Here is a 24,392-nt window from a genome sequence, read left to right as displayed (position 1 = left end):
AACATAAATACATTGAAAACTTGTCCGAAACGACACTAAACTATGAAAGAAAGATAAAAAGCAAGCCGGAGGCTTGCAAGGAAGATATTGCCCGCCGTGGTGAAAGTTTCAGTAGCTTTTGCTACTGAAACAGGGGATTTTTGAGACAATAGGCTCAAAAATAAGTGATGAAATCCCGTAGGGAGTTGCTCACGTCCCCACCACTTAAGGGGAATATCAAAAAAATCAAAATTAGAATTAAAATAACAAGGAGAAAAACACATGTCTAAAATTATCGGTATTGACTTAGGTACAACAAACTCAGCAGTTGCAGTTCTTGAAGGAACAGAAAGCAAAATCATCGCAAACCCAGAAGGAAACCGTACAACTCCATCTGTAGTTTCATTCAAAAATGGTGAAATCATCGTTGGTGATGCTGCAAAACGTCAAGCAGTTACAAACCCAGATACAGTTATCTCTATCAAATCTAAGATGGGTACTTCTGAAAAAGTTTCTGCTAACGGAAAAGAATACACTCCACAAGAAATCTCAGCTATGATTCTTCAATACTTGAAAGGTTATGCTGAAGACTACCTTGGTGAAAAAGTGACTAAAGCAGTTATCACAGTTCCAGCTTACTTTAACGATGCTCAACGTCAAGCAACTAAAGACGCTGGTAAAATCGCTGGTCTTGAAGTAGAACGTATTGTCAACGAACCAACTGCTGCGGCCCTTGCTTACGGTTTGGACAAGACTGATAAAGAAGAAAAAATCTTGGTATTTGACCTTGGTGGTGGTACATTCGACGTATCTATTCTTGAATTGGGTGACGGTGTCTTCGACGTATTGTCAACTGCAGGGGACAACAAACTTGGTGGTGACGACTTTGACCAAAAAATCATTGACCACTTGGTAGCAGAATTCAAAAAAGAAAACGGTATTGACTTGTCTACTGACAAGATGGCAATGCAACGTTTGAAAGATGCGGCTGAAAAAGCTAAGAAAGACCTTTCTGGTGTAACTTCAACACAAATCAGCTTGCCGTTTATCACTGCTGGTGAAGCTGGACCTCTTCACTTGGAAATGACCTTGACTCGTGCGAAATTTGACGATTTGACTCGTGACCTTGTAGAACGTACAAAAGTTCCAGTTCGTCAAGCCCTTTCAGATGCAGGTTTGAGCTTGTCAGAAATCGACGAAGTTATCCTTGTTGGTGGTTCAACTCGTATCCCTGCCGTTGTTGAAGCTGTTAAGGCTGAAACTGGTAAAGAACCAAACAAATCAGTAAACCCTGATGAAGTTGTTGCTATGGGTGCTGCCATCCAAGGTGGTGTGATTACTGGTGATGTTAAAGATGTTGTCCTTCTTGACGTAACACCATTGTCACTTGGTATCGAAACAATGGGTGGAGTATTTACAAAACTTATCGATCGCAACACTACTATTCCAACATCTAAATCACAAGTCTTCTCAACTGCAGCAGACAACCAACCAGCCGTTGATATCCACGTTCTTCAAGGTGAACGCCCAATGGCAGCAGATAACAAGACTCTTGGACGCTTCCAATTGACAGATATCCCAGCTGCACCACGTGGAATTCCTCAAATCGAAGTAACATTTGACATCGACAAGAACGGTATCGTGTCTGTTAAGGCCAAAGACCTTGGAACTCAAAAAGAACAAACAATTGTCATCCAATCGAACTCTGGTTTGACTGACGAAGAAATCGATCGCATGATGAAAGATGCAGAAGCTAACGCTGAAGCAGATAAGAAACGTAAAGAAGAAGTAGACCTTCGTAACGAAGTTGACCAAGCAATCTTTGCGACTGAAAAGACAATCAAGGAAACTGAAGGCAAAGGCTTCGACGCAGAACGTGACGCTGCCCAAGCTGCCCTTGATGACCTTAAGAAAGCTCAAGAAGACAACAACTTGGACGAAATGAAAGCAAAACTTGAAGCGTTAAACGAAAAAGCTCAAGGACTTGCTGTTAAACTCTACGAACAAGCCGCAGCAACGCAACAAGCTCAAGCAGGAGCAGAAGGCACACAAGCAACAGGAAACGCAGGCGATGACGTCGTAGACGGAGAGTTTACGGAAAAATAAGATGCAAAGCCCGTTAAAACCTCACAGTGAAAATAGGAAATCTGACGCAGAAACTTTAGTTTCTAGGAAGATTTGTCTTTTTCACCAAGAGGTTAGGGAGTGCTCGATTTAGCATTACTAGTTTGATTTTTAAAACTTGAACGTCGTAATGATAGGAAGAAATCCAGAGGTTGCAACCCAGCCTCTGTTTTTCGATAAAAAGGGACTTGCCTGATTTATTTGGAAATATAAAAGAAAGGAATTGAACCCGACCTAAATTCTCGGAAAAAAGATAAATCTGCCTAGGAGCATCGCTCCAGCGTCAGATTTCATATTTTTCAGTCGAATTTTACGGTCTTGGTATCTTGTATGAACAATACTGAATTTTATGATCGTCTGGGGGTGTCAAAAAACGCTTCGGCAGACGAAATCAAAAAGGCTTATCGTAAGCTATCCAAAAAATACCACCCAGATATCAACAAGGAGCCGGGTGCTGAGGAAAAATACAAGGAAGTTCAAGAAGCCTATGAGACTTTGAGTGACGACCAAAAACGTGCGGCCTATGACCAATATGGTGCTGCGGGTGCCAACGGTGGCTTTGGTGGTGCTGGTGGTTTCGGCGGTTTCAACGGAGCAGGTGGCTTCGGTGGTTTTGAGGACATCTTCTCAAGTTTCTTCGGCGGAGGCGGTGCTTCGCGTAATCCAAACGCTCCTCGCCAAGGTGATGACCTCCAGTATCGTGTGAACTTGACCTTTGAAGAAGCTATTTTTGGAGCTGAAAAAGAAGTTAAGTACAATCGTGAAGCAAGCTGTAGTACATGTAACGGTTCTGGTGCTAAGCCAGGAACAAGTCCAGTCACTTGTGGACGCTGTCATGGCGCTGGTGTCATTAACGTCGATACGCAGACTCCGCTTGGTATGATGCGTCGCCAAGTAACCTGTGATGTCTGTCACGGTCGCGGACAAGAAATCAAAGATCCATGTACAACATGTCACGGAACAGGGCATGAAAAACAAGCGCATAGCGTACATGTAAAAATCCCTGCTGGTGTGGAAACCGGTCAACAAATTCGCCTAGCTGGTCAAGGTGAAGCGGGCTTTAACGGTGGACCTTATGGTGACTTGTATGTAGTAGTTTCTGTAGAAGCCAGCAACAAGTTTGAACGTGAAGGAACCACTATCTTCTACAATCTCAACCTCAACTTTGTCCAAGCAGCTCTTGGTGATACCGTTGATATCCCAACTGTTCACGGTGATGTTGAATTGGTTATTCCAGAGGGAACTCAGACTGGTAAGAAATTCCGCCTACGTGGTAAGGGAGCTCCGAGTCTTCGTGGCGGTGCAGTTGGTGACCAATACGTTACCGTCAATGTCGTGACTCCGACAGGTTTGAACGACCGCCAAAAAGCAGCCTTGAAAGAATTCGCAGCTGCAGGTGACTTGAAAGTCAATCCAAAGAAAAAAGGTTTCTTTGACCATATAAAAGATGCCTTTGATGGAGAATAAACAAAAAGAGCCGTCGAGCTCTTTTTGTTTATAGATTTTTAAAACTTTCCTTAAGTAATGACGGACGGTAGCGACCTTCTTCGAAGTTCCATACCTAAACTTTGAGCCTAGGTCTCAAAGTTTCCGAACACATGAAACCAAACTATTTCAGGTGTTTTCATTACGGCGGAAAGTCTTCGATTTAGTGGTGCAATGGTGAGTGAGTTATCTAAATTGTGATGTATAGTTGATGGGATATAACTTGTTTACGTTTTAAAAAGAGCTAATAAGCTCTTTTTACTTATCTTCAATTTCCTGTGCTTCTTTGATGATAGCTAGTCTAGTCTGGATATCTTTTTCTAAGACCTTAAACTTGTAAGTCAGGTCTTCTTGGTATTCTTTGATGAGTTCTTTTTGCTGGTCGATGATTTGCAGGCTGTTTTGGATAATATCCACGTCGTCCTTGATAGCTTGAACGCGGTCAGTAGTGTTCAAGACTTCATCTGTGATGGCTTGGCGATTTTTTGTGACCAAATAACTTCCAGCTGCAGCTCCTGCAAATAGCAGTAGATTGGATAATTTCATGGCAACTCCTTAGGCGTTTTTGATGGTTTCAGCGACTTGAGCAAGTTTGTCAAAGTCTGGTTCGTGGGCGATAAAATCAATCTTGAGGTCATCATCGGCACTGTAGCGAGGCACGAGGTGAACGTGGGTATGAAAGACGGTTTGCCCTGCGATTTCTTCACAGTTGGCAATGATATTCATGCCAGCAGCTTTGGTAGCTTTCATGACTTTTTGAGCAATTGTTGGCACTTGGGTAAAGAGTTGGCTGGCGCTAGTAGCGTCCATTTCCAAAAGATTGCGATAGTGCTCTTTTGGTACAACCAAGGTGTGTCCTGGTGTCACTTGAGAGATATCAAGAAAGGCAAGAACCTGCTCATCTTCATATACTTTTGAAGCAGGAATTTCCCCTGCGATGATTTTACAAAAAATGCAATCTGACATAAAATCTACCTCTACTGTATTGAATTTTGATATAATATAGCTACATTATACCAGATTTGGAGAAAATATGTTAGAAATAAAAAACCTGACAGGTGGCTATGTTCATGTCCCTGTCTTGAAAGATGTGTCCTTTACAGTTGAAAGTGGGCAGTTAGTCGGTTTGATTGGTCTCAATGGTGCTGGGAAATCAACGACCATCAATGAGATTATTGGTCTATTGACACCTTATAGTGGCTCCATCAATATCAATGGCCTGACCTTGCAAGAAGATGCGACTAACTACCGCAAGCAAATTGGCTACATTCCTGAGACGCCTAGTTTGTATGAGGAATTAACTCTCAGAGAGCATATTGAAACGGTTGCCATGGCTTATGGTATTGAGCAGAAAGTGGCTTTTGAGCGAGTAGAACCCTTGTTAAAAATGTTCCGTCTGGACCAGAAATTAGACTGGTTCCCTGTTCATTTCTCCAAAGGGATGAAGCAAAAGGTCATGATTATCTGTGCTTTTGTGGTGGATCCGAGTCTTTTCATCGTGGATGAGCCTTTCCTTGGTCTCGATCCGCTGGCGATTTCTGACTTGATTCAGCTTTTGGAAGTGGAAAAGCAAAAAGGCAAGTCTATTCTCATGAGTACCCACGTGCTGGATTCGGCTGAGAAGATGTGTGATGCCTTCGTTATTCTCCACAAGGGGGAGGTGCGTGCTAAGGGGAATCTGGCACAACTGCGCGAGGCTTTTGACATGCCTGAGGCTAGTTTGAATGACATTTACTTGGCGCTGACCAAAGAGGAGGACCTATGAAAGACTTGTTTTTAAAGAGAAAGCAGGCTTTTCGTAAGGAGTGTCTTGGTTATCTGCGCTATGTTCTCAATGACCACTTTGTCTTATTCCTGCTTGTTCTGCTGGGCTTTCTAGCCTACCAGTACAGTCAACTCTTGCAACATTTTCCTGAAAATCATTGGCCGATCCTTTTGTTTATAGGAATTACCTCTGTTTTACTTTTGCTTTGGGGTGGAATTGCCACCTATATGGAGGCTCCAGACAAGCTCTTTCTCTTAGTTGGAGAAGAGGAAATCAAGCTCCATCTCAAGCGTCAAACTGGCATTTCCCTATTCTTTTGGCTCTTTGTCCAGACCCTTTTCTTGCTTTTATTTGCGCCTTTATTTTTGGCCATGGGTTATGGCTTGCCAGTTTTTCTGATCTATGTGCTTTTATTTGGGGTAGGGAAATATCTGCTCTTTCGTCAAAAGGCCAGCAAATTTTTCACTGAAACTGGTCTTGATTGGGACTTTGTCATTTCCCAAGAAAGTAAGCGTAAGCAAGTCTTGCTTCGTTTCTTTGCCCTCTTTACGCAGGTAAAGGGAATTTCAAACAGCGTCAAGCGTCGTGCCTATCTGGACTTTATCCTAAAAGCTGTTCAGAAGGTGCCTGGGAAGATTTGGCAAAATCTCTATCTGCGTTCTTATTTGCGAAATGGAGACCTCTTTGCGCTCAGTCTCCGTCTGCTCCTACTTTCCTTGCTGGCGCAGGTCTTTATCGAGCAAGCTTGGATTGCGACAGCAGTGGTAGTTCTCTTTAACTACCTCTTGCTCTTCCAGTTACTGGCCCTCTATCATGCCTTTGACTACCAGTATTTGACCCAACTCTTTCCACTGGACAAGGGGCAAAAGGAAAAAGGCTTACAGGCTGTAGTCCGAGGATTGACCAGTTTTGTTTTACTTGTGGAATTAGTTGTTGGGTTGATTACCTTCCAAGAAAAACTAGCCCTTCTAGCCTTACTGGGAGCTGGTTTGGTTTTACTAGTCTTGTACTTACCTTATCAGGTAAAACGTCAGATGCAGGACTAATATTGCTTATATGATATTAAAAAAGAAGTTGAGTTCAGTTTGTCTCAGCTTCTTTTATTTTCTACAAGATAATGGTTGGTCCGTAGAGACTCAACTTGGTCTTGACTTGGTCAAAGTGGAAGCGGTCATAGGCCCGCCAAGCGGCGCGGGTAGGAGCGTCTGGATTGAGAGCGCTGAGTCCCATGAGAAGACTGGAAGTCTGGTAAAATTTTTCCAGTTCAATCAAGACTCGATTATCCACAGTCTCAGCCTTGGCTAGAAAGCCAAGAATAGAGTTTAATTGCTCCTGAAAGCGGACGTCGTCAGCGGTTGCCTGTTTGCATGCTTGATAGGCTTTGTTTAAGTCAGTAATCAAAGTCTGAGCTCTTTTGATAGGGTCTGTATCTGTCATGAGAATTCCTCCTTTAATCTGGGTGCCAGTCTTGTTTCTAGCAACTGTGTTTTGATACTGTTAGTTTATCACTTTTGTCTCCTTTTTCACCATAAAATCTTTAATTGTACTTGAAATTTCCTGAATGGTACTGTTAAGATTTTATGATAAAATAGTTGTAAGATTATCATGCTTATTTGAGGAACAAGCTACCTTTCAGGAGCTTTGAAGGCCTATTTAAGATTTGGTGGGCTTGTGTCAGAGTATTTTTGCTATTCTCTTTTTAGGAAGAAATTGAAACAAGGAGAGTAAGAAGATGAGAATATTTGTTTTAGAAGATGATTTTTCCCAACAAGCTAGAATTGAAACGACCATTAAGAAACTCTTGAAGGAACATCATATCATTCCTAGCTCTTTTGAGGTCTTTGGCAAGCCAGACCAGCTACTGGCAGAGGTGCATGAGAAGGGCGCCCATCAGCTATTCTTTTTGGATATTGAGATTCGAAATGAGGAGATGAAGGGGCTGGAAGTGGCTAGAAAGATTCGGGATCGGGATCCCTATGCTCTCATCGTCTTTGTGACGACTCACTCGGAGTTTATGCCCCTGTCCTTTCGCTACCAAGTGTCTGCTTTGGACTACATTGATAAGGCACTTTCGGCAGAGGAGTTTGAATCTCGTATCGAGACAGCCCTCCTCTATGGCAATGGTCAAGACAGTAAAAGTCTAGCTGAAGATTGCTTTTACTTTAAATCAAAATTTGCCCAATTCCAGTATCCTTTTAAAGAGGTTTACTATCTAGAAACGTCGCCCAGAGCCCATCGTGTTATTCTTTATACCAAGACAGACAGGCTGGAGTTTACAGCGAGTTTAGAGGATGTTTTCAAGCAGGAGCCTCGTCTTTTGCAGTGCCATCGCTCTTTTCTCATCAATCCTGCCAATGTAGTTCGTTTGGATAAGAAAGAAAAACTCCTTTTCTTTCCAAATGGAGGAAGCTGTATGATCGCGCGTTATAAGGTCAGGGAAGTGTCTGAAGCCATCAATAAATTACACTGAGCTAGGAGAGTTTATGAACATTGCTTGGATATTGTTGTATTTTCTTGTTATTAATGGACTAGAAATTGTCATTTTCTTTAAGGTAGATGGAATTGGTCTCACTTTTGAGAGGATTTTTAAAGCTTTTCTTTTGAAATTTCTTCTAGGGGCCATTTTTGCGACTTTTCAATTTTTGGATGTAAGTGAATATTTGTCCTATTTTATAGAACCTTTGTTCGGTATATGTCTATCTTTCTTACTGTTAAGAGGGCTTCCTAAAAAACTCCTTTTCTTTTATGGTCTCTTTCCAATTGTATTGATGGATCTCTTTTACAGAAGTGTTTCCTATTTTGTGTTTCCGTTTTTGGGGCAAGGGATTGTAGATGGAGATGGAAATCCTCTCTTTTTGTTGATTATGCTATTCGTTTGCTTCATAGTATTAGTCTTTTTGAAATGGTTGGACTATGATTTTACTAGATTGAGAAAGGAGTTTCTCGATAAAGGTTTTCAACAGTCCCTGACTAAGATTAACTGGATAATGGGGGCTTACTTTCTAGTCATGGAAAATCTGTCTTACTTTGAATATGCATACGATATCCAATCAAAGACTGTTCGCCATCTGATTCTAGTGTTTTACTTGCTCTTTTTTATGGGGGTTATCAAGAAATTGGATACCTATTTGAAGGACAAACTCCATGAGAGACTGGACCAAGAGCTGGCCTTGCGCTACAGAGATATGGAACGCTATAGTCGGCATATAGAGGAACTTTACAAGGAAGTCCGGAGCTTTCGCCATGACTACACTAACCTCTTAACCAGCTTACGTCTGGGCATTGAAGAGGAGGACATGGAGCAGATAAAAGAGGTCTACGACTCCGTCTTAAAGGATTCTAGTGAAAAATTGCAGGACAACAAATATGACCTTGGACGACTCGTGAATATTCGTGATAAAGCCCTCAAAAGTCTCCTCGCGGGGAAATTTCTAAAAGCCAGAGATAAGGACATTGTCTTTAATGTCGAAGTTCCTGAGGAGATTCAGGTAGAGGGGATGAGTCTGCTTGATTTTCTAACCATTGTGTCTATCCTTTGTGACAATGCTATTGAAGCCAGTGCAGAGGCCAGTCAACCTCATGTTTCAATTGCTTTTTTAAAAAATGGAGCACAGGAGACCTTTATCATTGAAAATTCCATTAAAGAAGAGGGTATAGACATTTCTGAAATTTTCTCCTTTGGAGCAAGTTCTAAAGGGGAGGAGAGAGGAGTTGGTCTCTATACCGTCATGAAAATTGTGGAAAGCCATCCCAATACCAGTCTCAATACCACCTGTCAAAATCAAGTCTTTCGTCAGGTTTTAACGGTTCACTTGTTGCCAGTTGGTCATTAGAAAATTTGTGAAAAAAGAATTGGCAGAAGTTAACAGATAAAGTTTGTCTTTATCGAGCCAGACTTTTGCTATAGTATGTGAGGTATATTAAATGAATAAGAAATCCTTTTTTATCATCTGTTCTACGTTGATCATAGCTTCGAATCTTCTCATGATTTCCGTGGTGAACAAGGGAGAAGAAACAGGGAGCAACCTGTTTGTGATTGCTATAGCCTGTGTTTTGCTACCAGCCTTTTTATATGCAGTTGAAAACAGACTGACTTCATTGGTAAGAGTAGAATCAATACTCCTGATTCAGTTGACAGTTATATCCCTACTCCGTCTTATCAACAGAATAGGGAGTACGCCTGAAATCTTCAACATTATCATTACCCTTATCGCTTTGGCAAGTGGGACAGCTGCTATCCTTGTTGCGATCATGAGAATATATGAGAACATACGGAAGTGAGGGTGAGTAGCTTTCAATTTTAGATTTTTATGTTGTCAAGTTCCCCCCAGGGCAAGTATGTTTTTCATGCTTGCTTTTTTTATTTTTACAATTCAAGATGTTTTGATGACCATTTATGATTTGAGTGATCCAAGAATAAAACGAGTGCTATACTAGCAGTGTAAATGTTCTAGCTCAACAAAGATTCAGGAGGAAATTTTATGAAGAAAAAAATACTTGTCATTTTCATCTTATATCTGATCATGTCCATTTTTCTATATCCGCTTAGGGGGAGTGCTTGGTATCATCTGTTTTATACCATAGCCTATGTGATTGCATTTATGATTTATTTTGCTTTAATGAAAAAGAAAGGAGAAGAGAAATGAAAACTTTTCTTGCTAAAAAACGGAACATCTTTCTTGCAAGATTGTTCCTAGGTCAGTTGCCCTTACTTGTCTCCACTTATCTATTTCTATCTCGTCAGTTTTTAAATTTTTCCTTAGTTTTCCAATTTCTTTTAGTGGTTATTAACTTGGCTTCTATTTTGGTTACTGTTTACCTCACTAGGGAGATGAGGATAAGAGAGTTTGAAGATGATGATTTGGTTAGTCCTAGAACCAATCAACTTATGTATATCGGCTTGACAGGTTTTATGTCTATTATTTGTTTGTATAGAGGGCTCACAGCAGGAGAATTCTATCAACAATTAATTGCTTACATTGGTGCGGTTCTCTGCTTGCTTATCATGCTTTTACTCATTTGGGGCTTGAAGTATTATAAAAAGTAGTTTGTCTTCCTCTTCTGACAGAATTTTTGATTAGAAGGTTCTATTAAACGCTTAGTGAAATAAATGAATGGAGGTATTTAATATGAAATACAGATTATTTCTTGTTATTTTCGTGAGTAGTATGTTGAATATTCTTTTAGGGACATTTTTACAAATTTCTAATGTCTCGATTGGATGGATTGTTCTCTACAGTGGCTTGTTTGAAGCAGGCATTTTCCTTCTTGCTAATAAAGAGGTGGCGGTAAAAATCAAGGAAGTAGACATTCAAAACCGCTTTAAATTTATTTTTGGAAAAACCTTATGGTTTCAAATTCTTTTGCTCATCTTTTTGATGGTCAAACTGTATCTTGGTTTGGATGTGAGGTTGATTTTATTCTATGGCCATATTTTCATTGTCTTTAATGCCTTAATGTATCTATTATCTAGTAGTCAGGTCAGTCTTAAAAAGAACAAACTGTCTTCTTAATCTTGCAGTAGTAGAGCCTGGCAAGGGGAGATCATAGTGGAAAGGATTTCTATGAAAAAGTATCAACTTCTATTCAAAATAAGTGCAGTTTTCTCTTACTTATTTTTCGTATTTGGTCTTTCTCAGCTGACGCTTATTGTTCAAAATTATTGGCAATTTTCTTCCCAGATTGGCAATTTCGTTTGGATTCAAAATATCTTGAGTTTGCTATTTAGCGGAGTCATGATTTGGATTCTGGTTAAGACAGGCCATGGTTATCTCTTTCGCATTCCGAGAAAAAAATGGCTTTGGTATTCGATTTTGACAGTACTAGTGGTAGTGCTCTATATCTCTTTTAACGTTCAGGCAGCTAAACATGTTCAGTCAACTGCTGAAGGTTGGGCAGTATTGATCGGTTATAGTGGGACCAACTTTGCTGAGCTAGGTATCTATATAACCCTGTTCTTTCTGACTCCACTTATGGAAGAGCTGATTTATAGAGGATTACTGCAACACACCTTTTTTAAGCATTCGAGATTTGGCCTTGATTTGCTCCTTCCTTCCATTTTATTTGCTCTTCCTCATTTTTCAAGCCTGCCTAGTCTGTTAGATATCTTCGTCTTTGCAACATCTGGCATCATCTTTGCTAGTTTGACCCGCTATACCAAGAGCATTTATCCTTCCTATGCGGTGCATGTGATCAATAATATTTTCGCAACATTACCATTTTTGCTGACTTTTTTACACAGGGTATTTAGCTAAAAATAGTAGATTAAAAATAATTATCGATTTTAAGAAGTGAATAATGGAATTTAATATTATTCACTTCTTATTAGTTGATTGGGAAGATTGTACTCTTTGAGTAATTTAAGATGTTTTGATGATAATTCAAGATTTGTATGAAAAACTTTAACAAATAGTGTTATACTAAAATTGCCAATTGCAACAGGATAACAATTAAAATTAAAAATAAAAAAGGAGGTATTCGTTATGAATACAAAAACGATGTCACAATTTGAAATGATGGATACTGAGATGCTTGCGAAAGTTGAAGGAGGTTTCGGAGGTTGGGGAGATATGGTTGCTGGTTTATTGGGTGGGCTAGCACCTTCTCCAACTTTGGATCAATTAAATGGTAAGTGGCCTATTATACATTTTTCAAAACCATGTGGTCCTTATGGTATAGGGGGAACTCCAAACTCATGTAATGGTATTTAAAAAGGATTGAAGCTATGAAGGCAAAATATGGGAATCAAATTGTTGATGTTTGGGAAATTGGTCAAGCAACTCTTAAACCAAGTTGGGTAGAGGAAGCTTTTCAAAAAAATTATATAGTTTGGTTGGATAATCATGTGTGCATTCTAATGGCAGGTCTCAAAACTTCTCTTGCAACGAATATCAAGTTTGGTCTAGTTGGAACAGTTGGAGGAGGATTCGCTGGTTATGGAATGTATGTTCTTGGTTATCCAGGTGATTATATAGATATTACCAATCATAGAGTTGTTTCTGCTAAAACATTTCACAAAAGTTATCAAATTTTAGAAAATGATTAGATATCATTTAATTGTAATGGAGAAAGCAATGAAAAAAATATTTTTAAAAAAACAGATCATCTTCCTTGCGAGATTGTTCCTAGGTCAGTTGCCTTTACTTGCCTCTACCTATCTATTTCTATCTCGTCAGTTTTTAAATTTTTCCTTAGTCCTCCAATTTCTTTTAGTAGTTATTAACTTAGCTTCCATTTTGCTCACTGTTTACCTCACTAGGGAAATGAGAATAAGAGAGTTTGAAGATGATGATTTGGTTAGTCCTAGAACCAATCAACTCATGTATATCGGCTTGACAGGTTTTATGTCTATTATCTGTTTGTATAGAGGGATCACAGCAGGAGAATCCTATCAACAACTAATCGCTTACATTGGCGCTATTCTCTGCTTGCTTATCATGCTTCTGCTCATTTGGGGCTTGAAAAGTAGGAGAAGAGCTTTCTTTGTAATATTGGACTAGTCTATAGTCTGACAAGAGGAGGTCATCATGTATAAACACTTATTTTTCCTAGATTCAAAAACCTTAGACTGGTTGACACCCTATATTCTAGTCTTGGCTTCTGACACCATTGCCTTTAATGTTTTTGTGCTAACCTTTGTATCTGTTGTGATTTTTTATTTTCTGAATCCCATGCTAGCTTTTATGGCTATATTCTTAGGGGCTGGCTATGTGGTCGGTTTTTGGTTGTTAAAATGGTTTGTTTTGGAAATACTAGAGTTAAAGGATGATGTGTAGGGAAGTTTGTTTGTTGAGGAGGATAATTTTATGGAGTTTTTTGATAAATTTCATGCCTTTTGTTTTGGATTTTTAGTACTAATAATCGTCATTACAGTTCCTTATACGATTAACCATGGGGATTTTTTTCAAAATGAATCTGCATTGATTATTGTAAGTTTTCTAGTAACCTCGCTGAGTGTTGTTTATGCTAGAAAGTTTGAAATGATTTCTTTTGGGATGTTAAGCAAGAAAGAACTTTTGCTTTTCATTGTAATCTTTCTTCTAAGTGTGCTTGAGACGCTGGTTTATATTCATTTCTTCGCTATTTCTTCTGGCGCAGGAGTTCAACACTTGGCGGAAGTCAGCAGAGGAATTTCTCTGTCTTTGATTTTGACTTCCTCAGTTTTTGGACCCATCCAGGAGGAACTCATTTTCAGAGGCCTTCTTCAAGGTGCCGTTTTTGACAATTCTTGGTTAGGGCTTGTGCTAACTTCCTCTCTCTTTTCTTTCATGCATGGACCTTCTAATGTCCCTTCGTTTATTTTTTATCTACTCGGGGGCTTGTTACTGGGCTTTGCTTATAAAAGGAGCCAAAACTTATGGGTTTCTACTCTAGTTCACATGTTTTACAATGCTTGGCCACTCTTATATTATTTATAAAAATCATGAAAAGGTAGGCAGAAGACGGTGCTTGCCCTTTTCTTCCTATAATGATACCCAAGCCAATCCAGAGGCTTTTCTTTGAGAATCGGGTGTGGAGCGGTTGACGAATAGGCCAAAAACTAGTAGAATAGTAAGGAAACTTTATACGGAGGAAAGAAATGGATTTGGGTGATAATGAGCTAACACTGACTCCCATACCTGGGAAAAGTGGCAAGGCTTATATGGGTAGCTATCCTGATGGGAAGCGCATCTTTGTAAAAATGAACACCTCTCCAATCCTACCTGGTCTAGCTAGAGAACAAATTGCTCCACAATTATTATGGAGTCGCCGTTTGGCAGATGGGCGTGATATGTGTGCTCAAGAATGGTTGACAGGCAAGATATTGACCCCCTATGATATGAATCGTAAACAAATCGTCAATATTTTAACCCGTCTTCATCGCTCACGTCCATTGATGACACAGTTGAGTCGCTTGGGCTATGCCATGGAAACACCTGTAGATTTACTACAGTCTTGGCAAGAAACGGCTCCAGATGCTTTGCGTAAAAATCATTTTATCAGTGAAGTGATGGCTGATTTACGTCAGACTATTCCAGGATTTAGAGAGGACTATGCGACCATTGTCCATGGAGATGTAAGACATAGTAATTGGATTGAGACAGATAGTGGCTTGATTTATTTGGTAGATTGGGATTCGGTTCGCTTGACCGACCGCATGTTTGATGTGGCTCATATGCTCTGCCATTATATTCCAGAACATCAGTGGAAGGAATGGTTGACCTACTACGGCTATAAGTACAATCAAACGGTATTAAGTAAATTGTATTGGTATGGTCAATTGTCTTATTTGAGCCAGATTTCCAAGTATTATATGAACCAAGATTTAGAAAATGTCAATCGGGAGATTCATGGTTTGCGTCACTTCCGAGACAAGTATGGAAAGAGAAGATGAGAGTTAGAAATCGTAAAGGGGCGACAGAATTACTAGAGGCAAATCCCCAGTATGTGGTCCTCAATCCCTTAGAAGCCAAGGGGAAATGGCGGGACTTGTTTGGCAACGACAATCCCATTCATGTGGAAGTTGGAAGTGGAAAGGGTGCCTTTGTTTCAGGTATGGCCAAGCAAAACCCTGACATCAACTATATCGGGATTGATATTCAAAAGTCTGTTTTGAGCTACGCTTTGGACAAGGTGCTTGAAGTTGGAGTACCGAACATCAAGCTCTTGTGGGTAGATGGTTCTGACTTGACTGACTACTTTGAAGACGGTGAGATTGATCGTTTGTATCTGAACTTTTCAGATCCATGGCCTAAAAAGCGCCATGAAAAGCGTCGTTTGACCTACAAGACCTTCTTGGATACCTTCAAGCGTATCTTGCCTGAAAATGGAGAAATTCATTTCAAGACGGATAACCGTGGCTTGTTTGAGTACAGCCTAGTGAGCTTTTCTCAGTATGGCATGAAGCTCAATGGTGTCTGGCTTGATTTACATGCCAGTGATTTTGAAGGTAATGTCATGACAGAATACGAGCAAAAATTCTCCAACAAGGGGCAAGTTATCTACCGAGTTGAGGCAGAATTTTAAGAAAAAGCCTGAAATCAGGCTGTATAAGTGCTTTTGCTTTACATAAGTTGGCAAACGTGTTATACTAGTAGTAAGAATATGAAAAGTGAGGCGGGGAAATATCTTCGCCTCTTGCTTATGAGGAGGTGGACGCAATCGCAACAATCGTAGAATTAGTCAGAGAAGTTGTAGAACCTGTCATCCAAGCACCTTTCGAACTCGTGGATATCGAGTATGGAAAGATTGGCAGTGACATGATTCTCAGTATTTTTGTAGATAAACCTGAAGGAATTACCTTGAACGATACAGCGGACTTGACAGAAATGATCAGTCCTGTCCTAGACACCATCAAGCCAGATCCCTTCCCAGAACAATATTTCCTAGAAGTCACCAGTCCAGGCTTGGAACGTCCTTTGAAAACCAAGGATGCCGTCGCTGGAGCTGTTGGGAAATACATCCATGTCGGGCTCTACCAAGCCATCGATAAGCAAAAGGTCTTTGAAGGAACCTTGTTGGCCTTTGAAGAGGACGAGTTGAGCATGGAATATATGGACAAGACGCGTAAGAAAACCGTCCAAATTCCATACAGTTTAGTATCAAAAGCACGTTTAGCAGTTAAATTATAGAAAAAGAAAGGATAGCTTTTGAGGATTCAAAAGTGAAGAAAACATGAGTAAAGAAATGCTAGAGGCCTTCCGCATTTTGGAAGAAGACAAGGGAATCAAAAAAGAAGATATCATCGACGCAGTAGTAGAGTCGCTTCGTTCCGCTTATCGCAGACGCTATGGTCAATCAGACAGCGTAGCTATTGACTTCAACGAAAAAACAGGTGACTTTACAGTTTATACTGTCCGTGAAGTGGTTGATGAAGTATTTGATAGTCGTTTGGAAATCAGCTTAAAAGATGCTCTTGCCATTAATTCAGCCTATGAACTTGGGGATAAAATCAAGTTTGAAGAAGCACCAGGTGAGTTTGGTCGTGTAGCAGCCCAATCTGCCAAACAAACCATCATGGAAAAAATGCGCAAGCAAACACGTGCCATCACTTACAATACTTATAAAGAACATGAGCAAGAAATCATGTCTGGTACAGTAGAACGCTTCGACAACCGCTTCATCTATGTCAACCTTGGCAGCATCGAAGCCCAATTGTCAAAACAAGACCAAATTCCTGGAGAAGTTTTTGCTTCTCATGATCGTATTGAAGTATATGTTTACAAGGTTGAAGACAACCCTCGTGGTGTCAACGTCTTTGTTAGCCGTAGCCATCCAGAAATGATCAAACGTTTGATGGAACAAGAAATTCCTGAGGTCTATGACGGAACTGTTGAGATTATGAGCGTGGCTCGTGAAGCTGGCGACCGTACTAAGGTTGCAGTTCGTAGCCACAATCCAAACGTGGACGCTATTGGTACAATCGTTGGACGTGGTGGTGCTAACATCAAGAAAATTACTAGCAAATTCCACCCAGCTCGCTACGATGCTAAGAGCGATCGTATGGTTCCAATCGAAGAAAACATCGACGTTATTGAATGGGTAGCCGATCCAGCTGAATTTATCTACAACGCTATCGCTCCTGCTGAAGTTGACCAAGTTATCTTTGATGAAAACGACAGTAAACGTGCCTTGGTGGTTGTACCAGATAACAAGCTTTCTCTTGCTATCGGTCGTCGTGGGCAAAATGTTCGCTTGGCGGCTCACTTGACTGGTTACCGTATCGATATCAAGTCTGCTAGCGAATTTGAAGCCATGGAAGAAGCTGCTTCGGTAGATTTGGACGCAGAAAACGATACTGTAGAAGAATAAAAGCTGCTAGAGGAGGGAAAGATGAAAACAAGAAAAATCCCTTTGCGCAAGTCTGTTGTGTCCAATGAAGTGATTGATAAGCGGGATTTGCTCCGCATTGTCAAAAACAAAGAAGGGCAAGTCTTTATTGATCCGACAGGTAAGGCCAATGGACGCGGCGCTTATATCAAACTAGACAATGCAGAAGCCCTAGAGGCGAAAAAGAAGAAGGTCTTTAACCGCAGCTTTAGCATGGAAGTGGATGAAAGCTTTTATGACGAGTTGATCGCTTATGTGGATCACAAAGTGAAAAGAAGAGAGTTAGGACTTGAATAAGCAAAAGATAAGCAATCTCTTGGGGCTTGCTCAGAGAGCAGGGCGGATTATATCGGGTGAAGAATTGGTGGTCAAGTCCATTCAAGACGGCAAGGCCAAGTTGGTCTTTCTAGCTCATGATGCTGGACCCAATCTGACCAAGAAGATTCAAGATAAAAGTCATTATTATCAAGTAGAAATTGTAACCGTGTTTTCAACACTGGAATTAAGCATAGCAGTCGGGAAATCAAGAAAGGTTTTGGCTGTAACAGATGCTGGATTTACAAAGAAAATGAGGTCTCTTATGGAATAGAAGAGGAGGACATGATTTGTCTAAGAAAAGATTGTACGAAATCGCAAAAGAACTTGGAAAAGAAAGTAAAGAAGTTGTAGCGCGTGCAAAAGAGTTGGGCTTGGATGTGAAAAGCCACTCATCAAGTGTGGAAGAAGCTGTCGCTGCAAAAATCGCTGCCAGCTTTAAGCCTGCAGCTGCTCCGAAAGAAGAAGTAAAACCTGCAGCACCAAAAGCAAGTGCAGAAAAGAAAGCCGAAAAATCTGAGCCAGCTAAACCAGCTGTAGCTAAGGAAGAGGCAAAAGCGGCTGAACCAGTTGCTCCTAAAACAGAAAAAGCAGTAGCTAAACCGCAAAGTCGTAATTTCAAGGCTGAGCGTGAAGCCCGTGCTAAAGAGCAGGCAGAGCGCCGCAAGCAAAATAAAGGCAATAACCGTGACCAACAACAAAACGGCAACCGTCAGAAAAACGACGGTCGCAATGGTGGAAAACAAGGTCAAGGCAACCGCGACAATCGTCGCTTTAATGACCAAGCTAAGAAACAGCAAGGTCAGCAAAATCGTGGGAATGAGCGCCGTCAACAAGAGGACAAACGTCCAAATCAAGCGGCTCCACGTATTGACTTTAAAGCCCGTGCAGCAGCCCTAAAAGCAGAACAAAATGCAGAATATGCACGTTCAAGTGAGGAACGTTTCAAGCAGACTCAGGCTGCCAAAGAAGCCTTGGCCCAAGCTAACAAACGCAAGGAGCCAGAGGAAATCTTTGAAGAAGTGGCTAAGTTGGCTGAACAAGCGCAACAAGTTCAAGCAGTGGTTGAAACAGCTCCTGTAGCTAAAGAAGCACCAGTGGATACACGTCGTAAAAAACAAGCTCGACCAGACAAAGAACGTGATGATTTCGATCACGAAGAAGATGGTCCTAGAAAACAACAAAAGAATCGAAGTAGTCAAAATCAAGTGAGAAATCAAAGAAATAGTAACTGGAATAACAACAAGAAGAACAAAAAAGGCAATAACAAGAACAACCGTAATCAGGCTCCAAAACCTGTTACAGAGCGTAAATTCCATGAATTGCCAACAGAATTTGAATATACAGATGGTATGACTGTTGCGGAAATCGCAAAACGTATCAAACGTGAACCAGCTGAAATCGTTAAGAAACTCTTTATGATGGGCGTAATGGCCACACAAAACCAATCCTTGGATGGGGAAACGATTGAACTCCTCATGGTGGATTACGGTATCGAAGCCAAACAAAAGGTTGAAGTGGATAATGCCGACATCGAACGTTTCTTTGTAGAAGATGGTTATCTCAATGAAGATGAATTGGTTGAGCGTCCACCAGTTGTAACTATCATGGGACACGTTGACCACGGTAAAACAACACTCCTAGATACCCTTCGTAACTCTCGTGTTGCGACAGGTGAAGCAGGTGGTATCACTCAGCATATCGGTGCCTACCAAATCGTGGAAAATGGCAAGAAGATTACCTTCCTTGATACACCAGGACACGCGGCCTTTACATCGATGCGTGCGCGTGGTGCTTCTGTTACCGATATTACGATCTTGGTCGTAGCGGCAGATGACGGGGTTATGCCTCAGACTATCGAAGCCATTAACCACTCAAAAGCGGCCAATGTTCCAATCATCGTAGCCATTAACAAGATTGATAAGCCAGGTGCTAACCCAGAACGTGTTATCGGTGAATTGGCAGAGCATGGTGTTATGTCAACAGCTTGGGGTGGAGATTCTGAATTTGTTGAAATCTCGGCTAAATTCAACCAAAACATCGAAGAATTGTTGGAAACAGTCCTTCTTGTGGCTGAAATCCAAGAACTTAAGGCAGACCCAACAGTTCGTGCGATCGGTACAGTTATCGAAGCTCGCTTGGATAAAGGAAAAGGTGCGGTCGCAACTCTTCTTGTTCAACAAGGTACCTTGAATGTTCAAGACCCAATCGTTGTCGGAAATACCTTCGGTCGTGTCCGTGCTATGACCAACGACCTTGGTCGTCGTGTTAAGGTAGCAGGTCCATCAACACCAGTTTCAATTACAGGTTTGAATGAAGCACCGATGGCGGGTGACCACTTTGCCGTTTACGAGGATGAAAAATCTGCGCGTGCAGCAGGTGAAGAACGTGCCAAACGTGCCCTCATGAAACAACGTCAAGCTACCCAACGTGTCAGTCTTGAAAACCTCTTTGATACCCTTAAAGCTGGTGAACTCAAATCAGTTAACGTTATCATCAAGGCCGACGTACAAGGTTCTGTTGAAGCCCTTTCTGCCTCACTTCAAAAGATCGACGTGGAAGGTGTCAAAGTTACCATCGTTCACTCTGCGGTCGGTGCTATCAACGAATCAGACGTGACCCTTGCGGAAGCTTCAAATGCCTTTATCGTTGGGTTCAACGTACGCCCTACACCACAAGCTCGTCAACAAGCCGATGCTGACGATGTAGAAATCCGTCTCCACAGCATTATCTACAAAGTTATCGAAGAGATGGAAGAAGCCATGAAAGGGATGCTTGATCCGGAATTCGAAGAAAAAATCATCGGTGAAGCTCTTATCCGTGAGACCTTCAAGGTATCTAAAGTGGGAACTATCGGTGGATTTATGGTTATCAACGGTAAGGTTACCCGTGACTCTAAAGTCCGTGTTATCCGTGACGGTGTTGTTATCTATGATGGTGAACTCGCAAGCTTGAAACACTACAAAGACGACGTTAAGGAAGTTACAAACGGCCGTGAAGGTGGATTGATGATTGACGGCTACAATGATATCAAGATGGATGATGTGATTGAGGCTTATGTCATGGAAGAAATTAAAAGATAAGATTTTTGCTCCTTTCTTAGGTGGTGAGGGACGCAAGCAAACTGATGGTTTCATTGCTTATTTTTGAGCCCAGAGTCTCAAAAATCCCCTGTGATGGGACTGATAAATCAGTTCCATCACTTTCACCACAGCGAAAGAAGCAGGTGAGTTCAAATTGAACTTCGTTTCAATTTGAAATAAAAATCAAGAAGTTTAAAATAGCTAGGTCTGCTGGCCTAGCTTTTGGTTCAAAGTAGAGAAAGGAATATCATGGCAAATCATTTCCGTACGGATCGTGTGGGCATGGAAATCAAGCGTGAAGTCAATGAGATTTTGCAAAAGAAAGTCCGTGATCCGCGTGTCCAAGGTGTGACTATCACAGATGTTCAGATGCTGGGTGACTTGTCTGTTGCCAAGGTTTACTATACCATTTTGAGTAACCTTGCTTCGGATAATCAAAAAGCCCAAATCGGGCTTGAAAAAGCAACTGGTACTATCAAACGTGAACTTGGTCGCAATTTGAAATTGTACAAAATCCCAGATTTGACTTTCGTCAAAGACGAATCCATCGAGTATGGAAACAAGATTGACGAGATGCTACGCAATCTGGATAAAAACTAAAGAAGAGGGGAAACCCTCTTTTTTGGTGCTTGGATTTTTCTAGCTATTAATAGCTGTATTTGTAATTGCAAAAAACAGTTTAAAAAATTTGTAAATACCTTATAGTATGATATGATAAAGTTTAATACGAATGATAAATGGAGATAGAGATGGGCAAACAAGAGTTAGCGATGCAAGTGCTGCAACAAGTGGTGAAATTACCCATGGTCAAAGTTGATCGAGAAAAATTTTTAGTTGACAAGTTTTCTAAAGAGTTAGATCGAAAGGATATTGCTACATTATTGGAAAAAGGTCCGACCTCTTTGTTAACAAAGGAAAGCTTGGATCGAGTTGCTAAGACCTGTATTAAGGACAATGTTCTACGAGCAAGCGGGACTTCGATTTTGGCGGGTTTACCTGGTGGTATTGCCATGGCAATCACTATTCCAACAGATGTAGTTCAGTTTTATGCTTTTTCATTAAAGTTGGCCCAAGAACTAGGCTATATTTATGGATTTGATGATCTTTGGGAATCCCGTGATGAATTGAGCGAGGATGCTCAAAATACACTCTTGCTTTATCTCGGTGTCATGCTAGGGGTAAATGGAGCAGGAGCTTTGCTTCGCTCTGGAGGTGTAACAGTTGCCAAGCATGTGATGAAGACGATTCCGCAGAAAGCTTTGACAAAGACACTTTGGTATCCTATTCTGGAGAAAGTTTTGAAAATTTTTGGAGTTAGCTTGACAAAGGGAGGTTTGGCTAAGGGAATGGGAAAAGTGATTCCTATTTTAGGGGGTGTCCTTTCTGGTGGCTTAACCTTTGCGACCATGAAGCCGATGGGGGAAAGACTGCAAAAGGAATTATCCAAATTAGTTAACTATAATGAAGGGCAGTATCAAATAGATATTGATACTATCCGAAAAGAAGCTGAAATCATCGAAGGTGAGTAATATGGGACTCATAAAAATTCTAGCTAAAACTTACGGAAATTACTTTTTGACCATGCAAGGTGTAAAAGTGATGAAAACGATAAAGAAAGATGACCATGTCGTTGTCGGTCTAGGAAAACTCTTTATTGCAGACAAGCTAATGGATACGGCTCGGTGGCTCATCAAGCCAGAGGAGAGAGAATGAAATTTTTCTGGGGCCTTCTTGCCATTATTTTTATCAAACCGATTATTGGAATTATGAAATTCCTGTGGATGATCATCTCTTTTGCAGTCCAATTGCTGTTTTACAAGCTATTATTTAAGATATTGGATTGGCTCTTTAAACTTATTTAGATGGTCATCCAAGTCGTGGAGAACTAGCAAGTCTTGTACTGCTAGTTTTTTAATCTCTTTTCATATGGTATAATATAGGCAGTAAAATCATTTTAAAACATTCAGTGGAGGTCGTCATGGACAATATCATCGATGTGTCAATTCCTGTTGCAGAAGTGGTGGACAAGCATCCAGAAGTCTTGGAAATTCTAGTGGAGCTAGGTTTTAAACCTCTTGCCAATCCCTTAATGCGCAATACAGTCGGTCGCAAGGTATCGCTCAAACAAGGTTCTAAGCTGGAAGGAACTCCTATGGCCAAGATTGTCCGCACACTGGAAGCAAATGGCTACGAAGTGATTGGATTAGACTAATGGCAGATGAACGGATTCATGTCCTGCGGGATATTTTGTTAGAATTGCACAATGGCGCCTCTCCTGAATCAGTTCAGGAGCGCTTTGATGCGACCTTTACAGGTGTTTCAGCCATTGAGATTTCCCTCATGGAGCACGAGCTGATGAACTCAGACTCAGGTGTCACCTTTGAAGATGTCATGGAACTCTGTGACGTTCATGCCAATCTTTTTAAAAATGCTGTTAAGGGTGTCGAAGTTGCAGATACTGAGCATCCAGGTCACCCAGTTCGTGTCTTCAAGGAAGAAAATCTTGCTCTTCGTGCGGCCTTAATTCGCATTCGGAGATTGCTAGATACCTATGAGTCTATGGAAGACGAGGAAATGCTGGCGGAGATGCGTAAGGGTTTGGTGCGTCAGATGGGACTTGTGGGGCAATTTGACATCCACTACCAGCGCAAGGAAGAGCTTTTCTTTCCTATCATGGAGCGCTATGGACACGATTCACCTCCTAAGGTCATGTGGGGAGTGGATGACCAGATTAGGGAACTCTTTCAAACAGCTTTAGCGACAGCCAAGTCATTACCAGAAGTGTCGATTTGCACTGTAAAAGAAGATTTTGAAGCCTTTGCGACAGAGTTTGAAAGTATGATTTTCAAGGAAGAGTCCATCCTTCTCATGATTCTCCTTGAGTCCTTTACTCAGGATGACTGGCTTCAGATTGCGGAGGAGAGCGATGCCTATGGTTATGCCATCATCCGTCCGTCTGAGAAATGGGTGCCAGAACGGCAGCGTTTTGTTGAGGAAAAGATTGCAGAGGAGCCTATTCAGCTAGATACGGCAGAGGGACAAGTTCAGCAGGTTATCGATACGCCAGAAGGACAGTTTACCATTACCTTTACCCCTAAGGAAAAGGAATCAGCTTTGGACCGTCATAGTCAACAGGCTTTTGGCAATGGCTATCTCTCGGTCGAGCAGGCCAATCTCATCCTCAATCACCTCCCTATGGAGATTACTTTTGTCAATAAGGACGATATTTTCCAGTATTACAATGACAATACGCCAGCAGATGAGATGATTTTCAAACGGACGCCGTCCCAAGTTGGGCGCAATGTTGAACTCTGTTATCCACCTAAGTACTTGGATAAGGTAAAGACCATCATGAAGGGACTTCGTGAGGGAAGCAAAGACAAGTATGAAATGTGGTTCAAGTCTGAGTCGCGAGGTAAGTTTGTCCACATCACCTATGCTGCAGTACACGATGAAAACGGAGAATTCCAAGGAGTGCTGGAGTATGTTCAGGATATCCAGCCCTACCGTGAGATTGACACGGACTATTTCCGTGGATTAGAATAAGGAGAAAAAATGAGTTACGAACAAGAATTTATGAAGGAATTTGAGGCTTGGGTCAATACCCAAATCATGATCAATGACATGGCGCATAAGGAAAGCCAAAAAGTCTACGAAGAAGACCAAGACGATCGTGCCAAAGATGCCATGATTCGTTATGAAAGCCGCTTGGATGCTTATCAGTTCTTGCTTGGAAAATTTGAAAACTTCAAGGCAGGCAAGGGATTCCATGATTTGCCAGATGGCTTATTCGGTGAGCGAAATTATTAAACGAGATAGATTCTTGATTTTTT

At 41.1% G+C, this 24,392-nt stretch carries 31 protein-coding genes; 28 read left to right on the top strand and 3 right to left on the bottom strand.

Annotation, left to right across the window (positions count from 1 at the left end; all coding sequences use genetic code 11):
• Positions 1-261: 261 nt before the first annotated feature.
• Complete coding sequence (gene dnaK / locus ACORHU_RS08540) at positions 262-2,085, top strand: molecular chaperone DnaK (RefSeq protein WP_434364329.1); 1,824 nt, start codon at positions 262-264, stop codon at positions 2,083-2,085.
• Positions 2,086-2,433: 348 nt separating this feature from the next.
• Entirely contained in the window at positions 2,434-3,570 is a 1,137-nt protein-coding gene (dnaJ, locus tag ACORHU_RS08535) for a molecular chaperone DnaJ (protein ID WP_434364328.1), read from the top strand.
• A gap of 276 nt (positions 3,571-3,846) precedes the next feature.
• Here dnaJ and ACORHU_RS08530 read toward each other — a convergent pair whose 3' ends face one another.
• Together ACORHU_RS08530 and ACORHU_RS08525 are read right to left on the bottom strand one after the other, a co-directional pair.
• On the bottom strand, positions 3,847-4,134 hold the full coding sequence (locus tag ACORHU_RS08530; protein WP_434364326.1) for a hypothetical protein: 288 nt from the start codon (positions 4,132-4,134) through the stop codon (positions 3,847-3,849).
• 9 nt (positions 4,135-4,143) lie between these two features.
• Complete coding sequence (locus tag ACORHU_RS08525; protein WP_061087597.1) at positions 4,144-4,554, bottom strand: HIT family protein; 411 nt, start codon at positions 4,552-4,554, stop codon at positions 4,144-4,146.
• 67 nt (positions 4,555-4,621) lie between these two features.
• On the opposite strand from ACORHU_RS08525, the gene ACORHU_RS08520 reads away from it, so the two are divergent.
• On the top strand, positions 4,622-5,353 hold the full coding sequence (locus ACORHU_RS08520; RefSeq protein ID WP_061087598.1) for an ABC transporter ATP-binding protein: 732 nt from the start codon (positions 4,622-4,624) through the stop codon (positions 5,351-5,353).
• A complete protein-coding gene (locus ACORHU_RS08515; RefSeq protein ID WP_061087599.1) occupies positions 5,350-6,399 on the top strand; it encodes an ABC transporter permease in 1,050 nt (349 codons plus the stop codon). The genes ACORHU_RS08520 and ACORHU_RS08515 overlap by 4 nt, the downstream gene beginning before the upstream one ends.
• A 61-nt stretch (positions 6,400-6,460) precedes the next feature.
• Here ACORHU_RS08515 and ACORHU_RS08510 read toward each other — a convergent pair whose 3' ends face one another.
• Positions 6,461-6,790, bottom strand: coding sequence for a hypothetical protein (locus ACORHU_RS08510; protein ID WP_004257513.1), 330 nt, complete (start codon positions 6,788-6,790; stop codon positions 6,461-6,463).
• 295 nt (positions 6,791-7,085) lie between these two features.
• Between ACORHU_RS08510 and ACORHU_RS08505 the strand changes: the two genes are divergently transcribed.
• The 24 genes from ACORHU_RS08505 (at position 7,086) to ACORHU_RS08390 (ending at position 24,369) form a co-directional block, all read left to right on the top strand.
• Positions 7,086-7,823, top strand: a complete 738-nt coding sequence (locus tag ACORHU_RS08505) for a response regulator transcription factor (protein ID WP_434364324.1) — start codon at positions 7,086-7,088, stop codon at positions 7,821-7,823.
• A 13-nt stretch (positions 7,824-7,836) separates the two neighbouring features.
• On the top strand, positions 7,837-9,186 hold the full coding sequence (locus tag ACORHU_RS08500) for a sensor histidine kinase (protein ID WP_434364323.1): 1,350 nt from the start codon (positions 7,837-7,839) through the stop codon (positions 9,184-9,186).
• A gap of 648 nt (positions 9,187-9,834) precedes the next feature.
• Entirely contained in the window at positions 9,835-9,999 is a 165-nt protein-coding gene (locus ACORHU_RS08495) for a hypothetical protein (protein WP_434364321.1), read from the top strand.
• Positions 9,996-10,400 (top strand): immunity protein, encoded by a 405-nt coding sequence (locus ACORHU_RS08490; protein ID WP_434364319.1) that lies wholly within the window; start codon positions 9,996-9,998, stop codon positions 10,398-10,400. The genes ACORHU_RS08495 and ACORHU_RS08490 overlap by 4 nt, the downstream gene beginning before the upstream one ends.
• Before the next feature lie 82 nt (positions 10,401-10,482).
• On the top strand, positions 10,483-10,866 hold the full coding sequence (locus tag ACORHU_RS08485) for an immunity protein (RefSeq protein ID WP_434364317.1): 384 nt from the start codon (positions 10,483-10,485) through the stop codon (positions 10,864-10,866).
• A 51-nt stretch (positions 10,867-10,917) separates the two neighbouring features.
• Positions 10,918-11,607 carry a lysostaphin resistance A-like protein gene (locus ACORHU_RS08480; protein ID WP_434364315.1) on the top strand — a complete coding sequence of 230 codons (690 nt, stop codon included), beginning with the start codon at positions 10,918-10,920 and terminating at the stop codon, positions 11,605-11,607.
• 228 nt (positions 11,608-11,835) lie between these two features.
• Positions 11,836-12,063: a Blp family class II bacteriocin gene (locus tag ACORHU_RS08475; RefSeq protein WP_001093489.1), complete on the top strand. Its 228-nt coding sequence runs from the start codon at positions 11,836-11,838 to the stop codon at positions 12,061-12,063.
• A gap of 14 nt (positions 12,064-12,077) precedes the next feature.
• Positions 12,078-12,398, top strand: a complete 321-nt coding sequence (locus ACORHU_RS08470; protein WP_434364313.1) for a role in replication — start codon at positions 12,078-12,080, stop codon at positions 12,396-12,398.
• A gap of 28 nt (positions 12,399-12,426) precedes the next feature.
• Entirely contained in the window at positions 12,427-12,852 is a 426-nt protein-coding gene (locus tag ACORHU_RS08465; protein ID WP_434364311.1) for an immunity protein, read from the top strand.
• 27 nt (positions 12,853-12,879) lie between these two features.
• Entirely contained in the window at positions 12,880-13,128 is a 249-nt protein-coding gene (gene blpZ, locus ACORHU_RS08460) for an immunity protein BlpZ (RefSeq protein ID WP_434364310.1), read from the top strand.
• A gap of 30 nt (positions 13,129-13,158) precedes the next feature.
• Positions 13,159-13,770 (top strand): lysostaphin resistance A-like protein, encoded by a 612-nt coding sequence (locus ACORHU_RS08455; RefSeq protein ID WP_434364308.1) that lies wholly within the window; start codon positions 13,159-13,161, stop codon positions 13,768-13,770.
• A gap of 161 nt (positions 13,771-13,931) precedes the next feature.
• Entirely contained in the window at positions 13,932-14,726 is a 795-nt protein-coding gene (gene ccrZ, locus ACORHU_RS08450; protein ID WP_000363006.1) for a cell cycle regulator CcrZ, read from the top strand.
• Complete coding sequence (gene trmB / locus ACORHU_RS08445) at positions 14,723-15,358, top strand: tRNA (guanosine(46)-N7)-methyltransferase TrmB (RefSeq protein WP_001266094.1); 636 nt, start codon at positions 14,723-14,725, stop codon at positions 15,356-15,358. Before ccrZ ends, trmB begins: the two co-directional genes overlap by 4 nt.
• A 125-nt stretch (positions 15,359-15,483) precedes the next feature.
• Positions 15,484-15,963 carry a ribosome maturation factor RimP gene (gene rimP / locus ACORHU_RS08440; protein WP_061759578.1) on the top strand — a complete coding sequence of 160 codons (480 nt, stop codon included), beginning with the start codon at positions 15,484-15,486 and terminating at the stop codon, positions 15,961-15,963.
• 43 nt (positions 15,964-16,006) lie between these two features.
• Positions 16,007-17,143, top strand: a complete 1,137-nt coding sequence (nusA, locus tag ACORHU_RS08435; protein WP_261076140.1) for a transcription termination factor NusA — start codon at positions 16,007-16,009, stop codon at positions 17,141-17,143.
• A 21-nt stretch (positions 17,144-17,164) separates the two neighbouring features.
• Positions 17,165-17,458 (top strand): RNase P modulator RnpM, encoded by a 294-nt coding sequence (gene rnpM, locus ACORHU_RS08430; protein WP_000857561.1) that lies wholly within the window; start codon positions 17,165-17,167, stop codon positions 17,456-17,458.
• Positions 17,451-17,750 (top strand): YlxQ-related RNA-binding protein, encoded by a 300-nt coding sequence (locus ACORHU_RS08425; protein WP_001041401.1) that lies wholly within the window; start codon positions 17,451-17,453, stop codon positions 17,748-17,750. Before rnpM ends, ACORHU_RS08425 begins: the two co-directional genes overlap by 8 nt.
• 16 nt (positions 17,751-17,766) lie before the next feature.
• Positions 17,767-20,559: a translation initiation factor IF-2 gene (gene infB / locus ACORHU_RS08420; protein ID WP_434364304.1), complete on the top strand. Its 2,793-nt coding sequence runs from the start codon at positions 17,767-17,769 to the stop codon at positions 20,557-20,559.
• 249 nt (positions 20,560-20,808) lie between these two features.
• Positions 20,809-21,159, top strand: a complete 351-nt coding sequence (gene rbfA / locus ACORHU_RS08415; protein WP_001273601.1) for a 30S ribosome-binding factor RbfA — start codon at positions 20,809-20,811, stop codon at positions 21,157-21,159.
• Positions 21,160-21,308: 149 nt separating this feature from the next.
• Entirely contained in the window at positions 21,309-22,088 is a 780-nt protein-coding gene (locus ACORHU_RS08410) for a hypothetical protein (protein ID WP_049533710.1), read from the top strand.
• A 1-nt stretch (position 22,089) separates the two neighbouring features.
• Entirely contained in the window at positions 22,090-22,272 is a 183-nt protein-coding gene (locus ACORHU_RS08405; protein ID WP_000522923.1) for a hypothetical protein, read from the top strand.
• Positions 22,273-22,537: 265 nt separating this feature from the next.
• A complete protein-coding gene (locus ACORHU_RS08400) occupies positions 22,538-22,771 on the top strand; it encodes a DUF1858 domain-containing protein (RefSeq protein ID WP_000368738.1) in 234 nt (77 codons plus the stop codon).
• Positions 22,771-24,105 (top strand): DUF438 domain-containing protein, encoded by a 1,335-nt coding sequence (locus ACORHU_RS08395; RefSeq protein WP_434364302.1) that lies wholly within the window; start codon positions 22,771-22,773, stop codon positions 24,103-24,105. The genes ACORHU_RS08400 and ACORHU_RS08395 overlap by 1 nt, the downstream gene beginning before the upstream one ends.
• Positions 24,106-24,114: 9 nt before the next feature.
• Positions 24,115-24,369, top strand: a complete 255-nt coding sequence (locus ACORHU_RS08390; protein WP_434364301.1) for a DUF1912 family protein — start codon at positions 24,115-24,117, stop codon at positions 24,367-24,369.
• Positions 24,370-24,392: the final 23 nt, after the last annotated feature.

Source organism: Streptococcus sp. KHUD_015 (assembly GCF_051106265.1).
Classification (GTDB): domain Bacteria; phylum Bacillota; class Bacilli; order Lactobacillales; family Streptococcaceae; genus Streptococcus.
The sequence above is the reverse complement of the archived record's forward strand: the minus strand, read 5'-3'. Positions and strand labels throughout refer to the sequence as shown.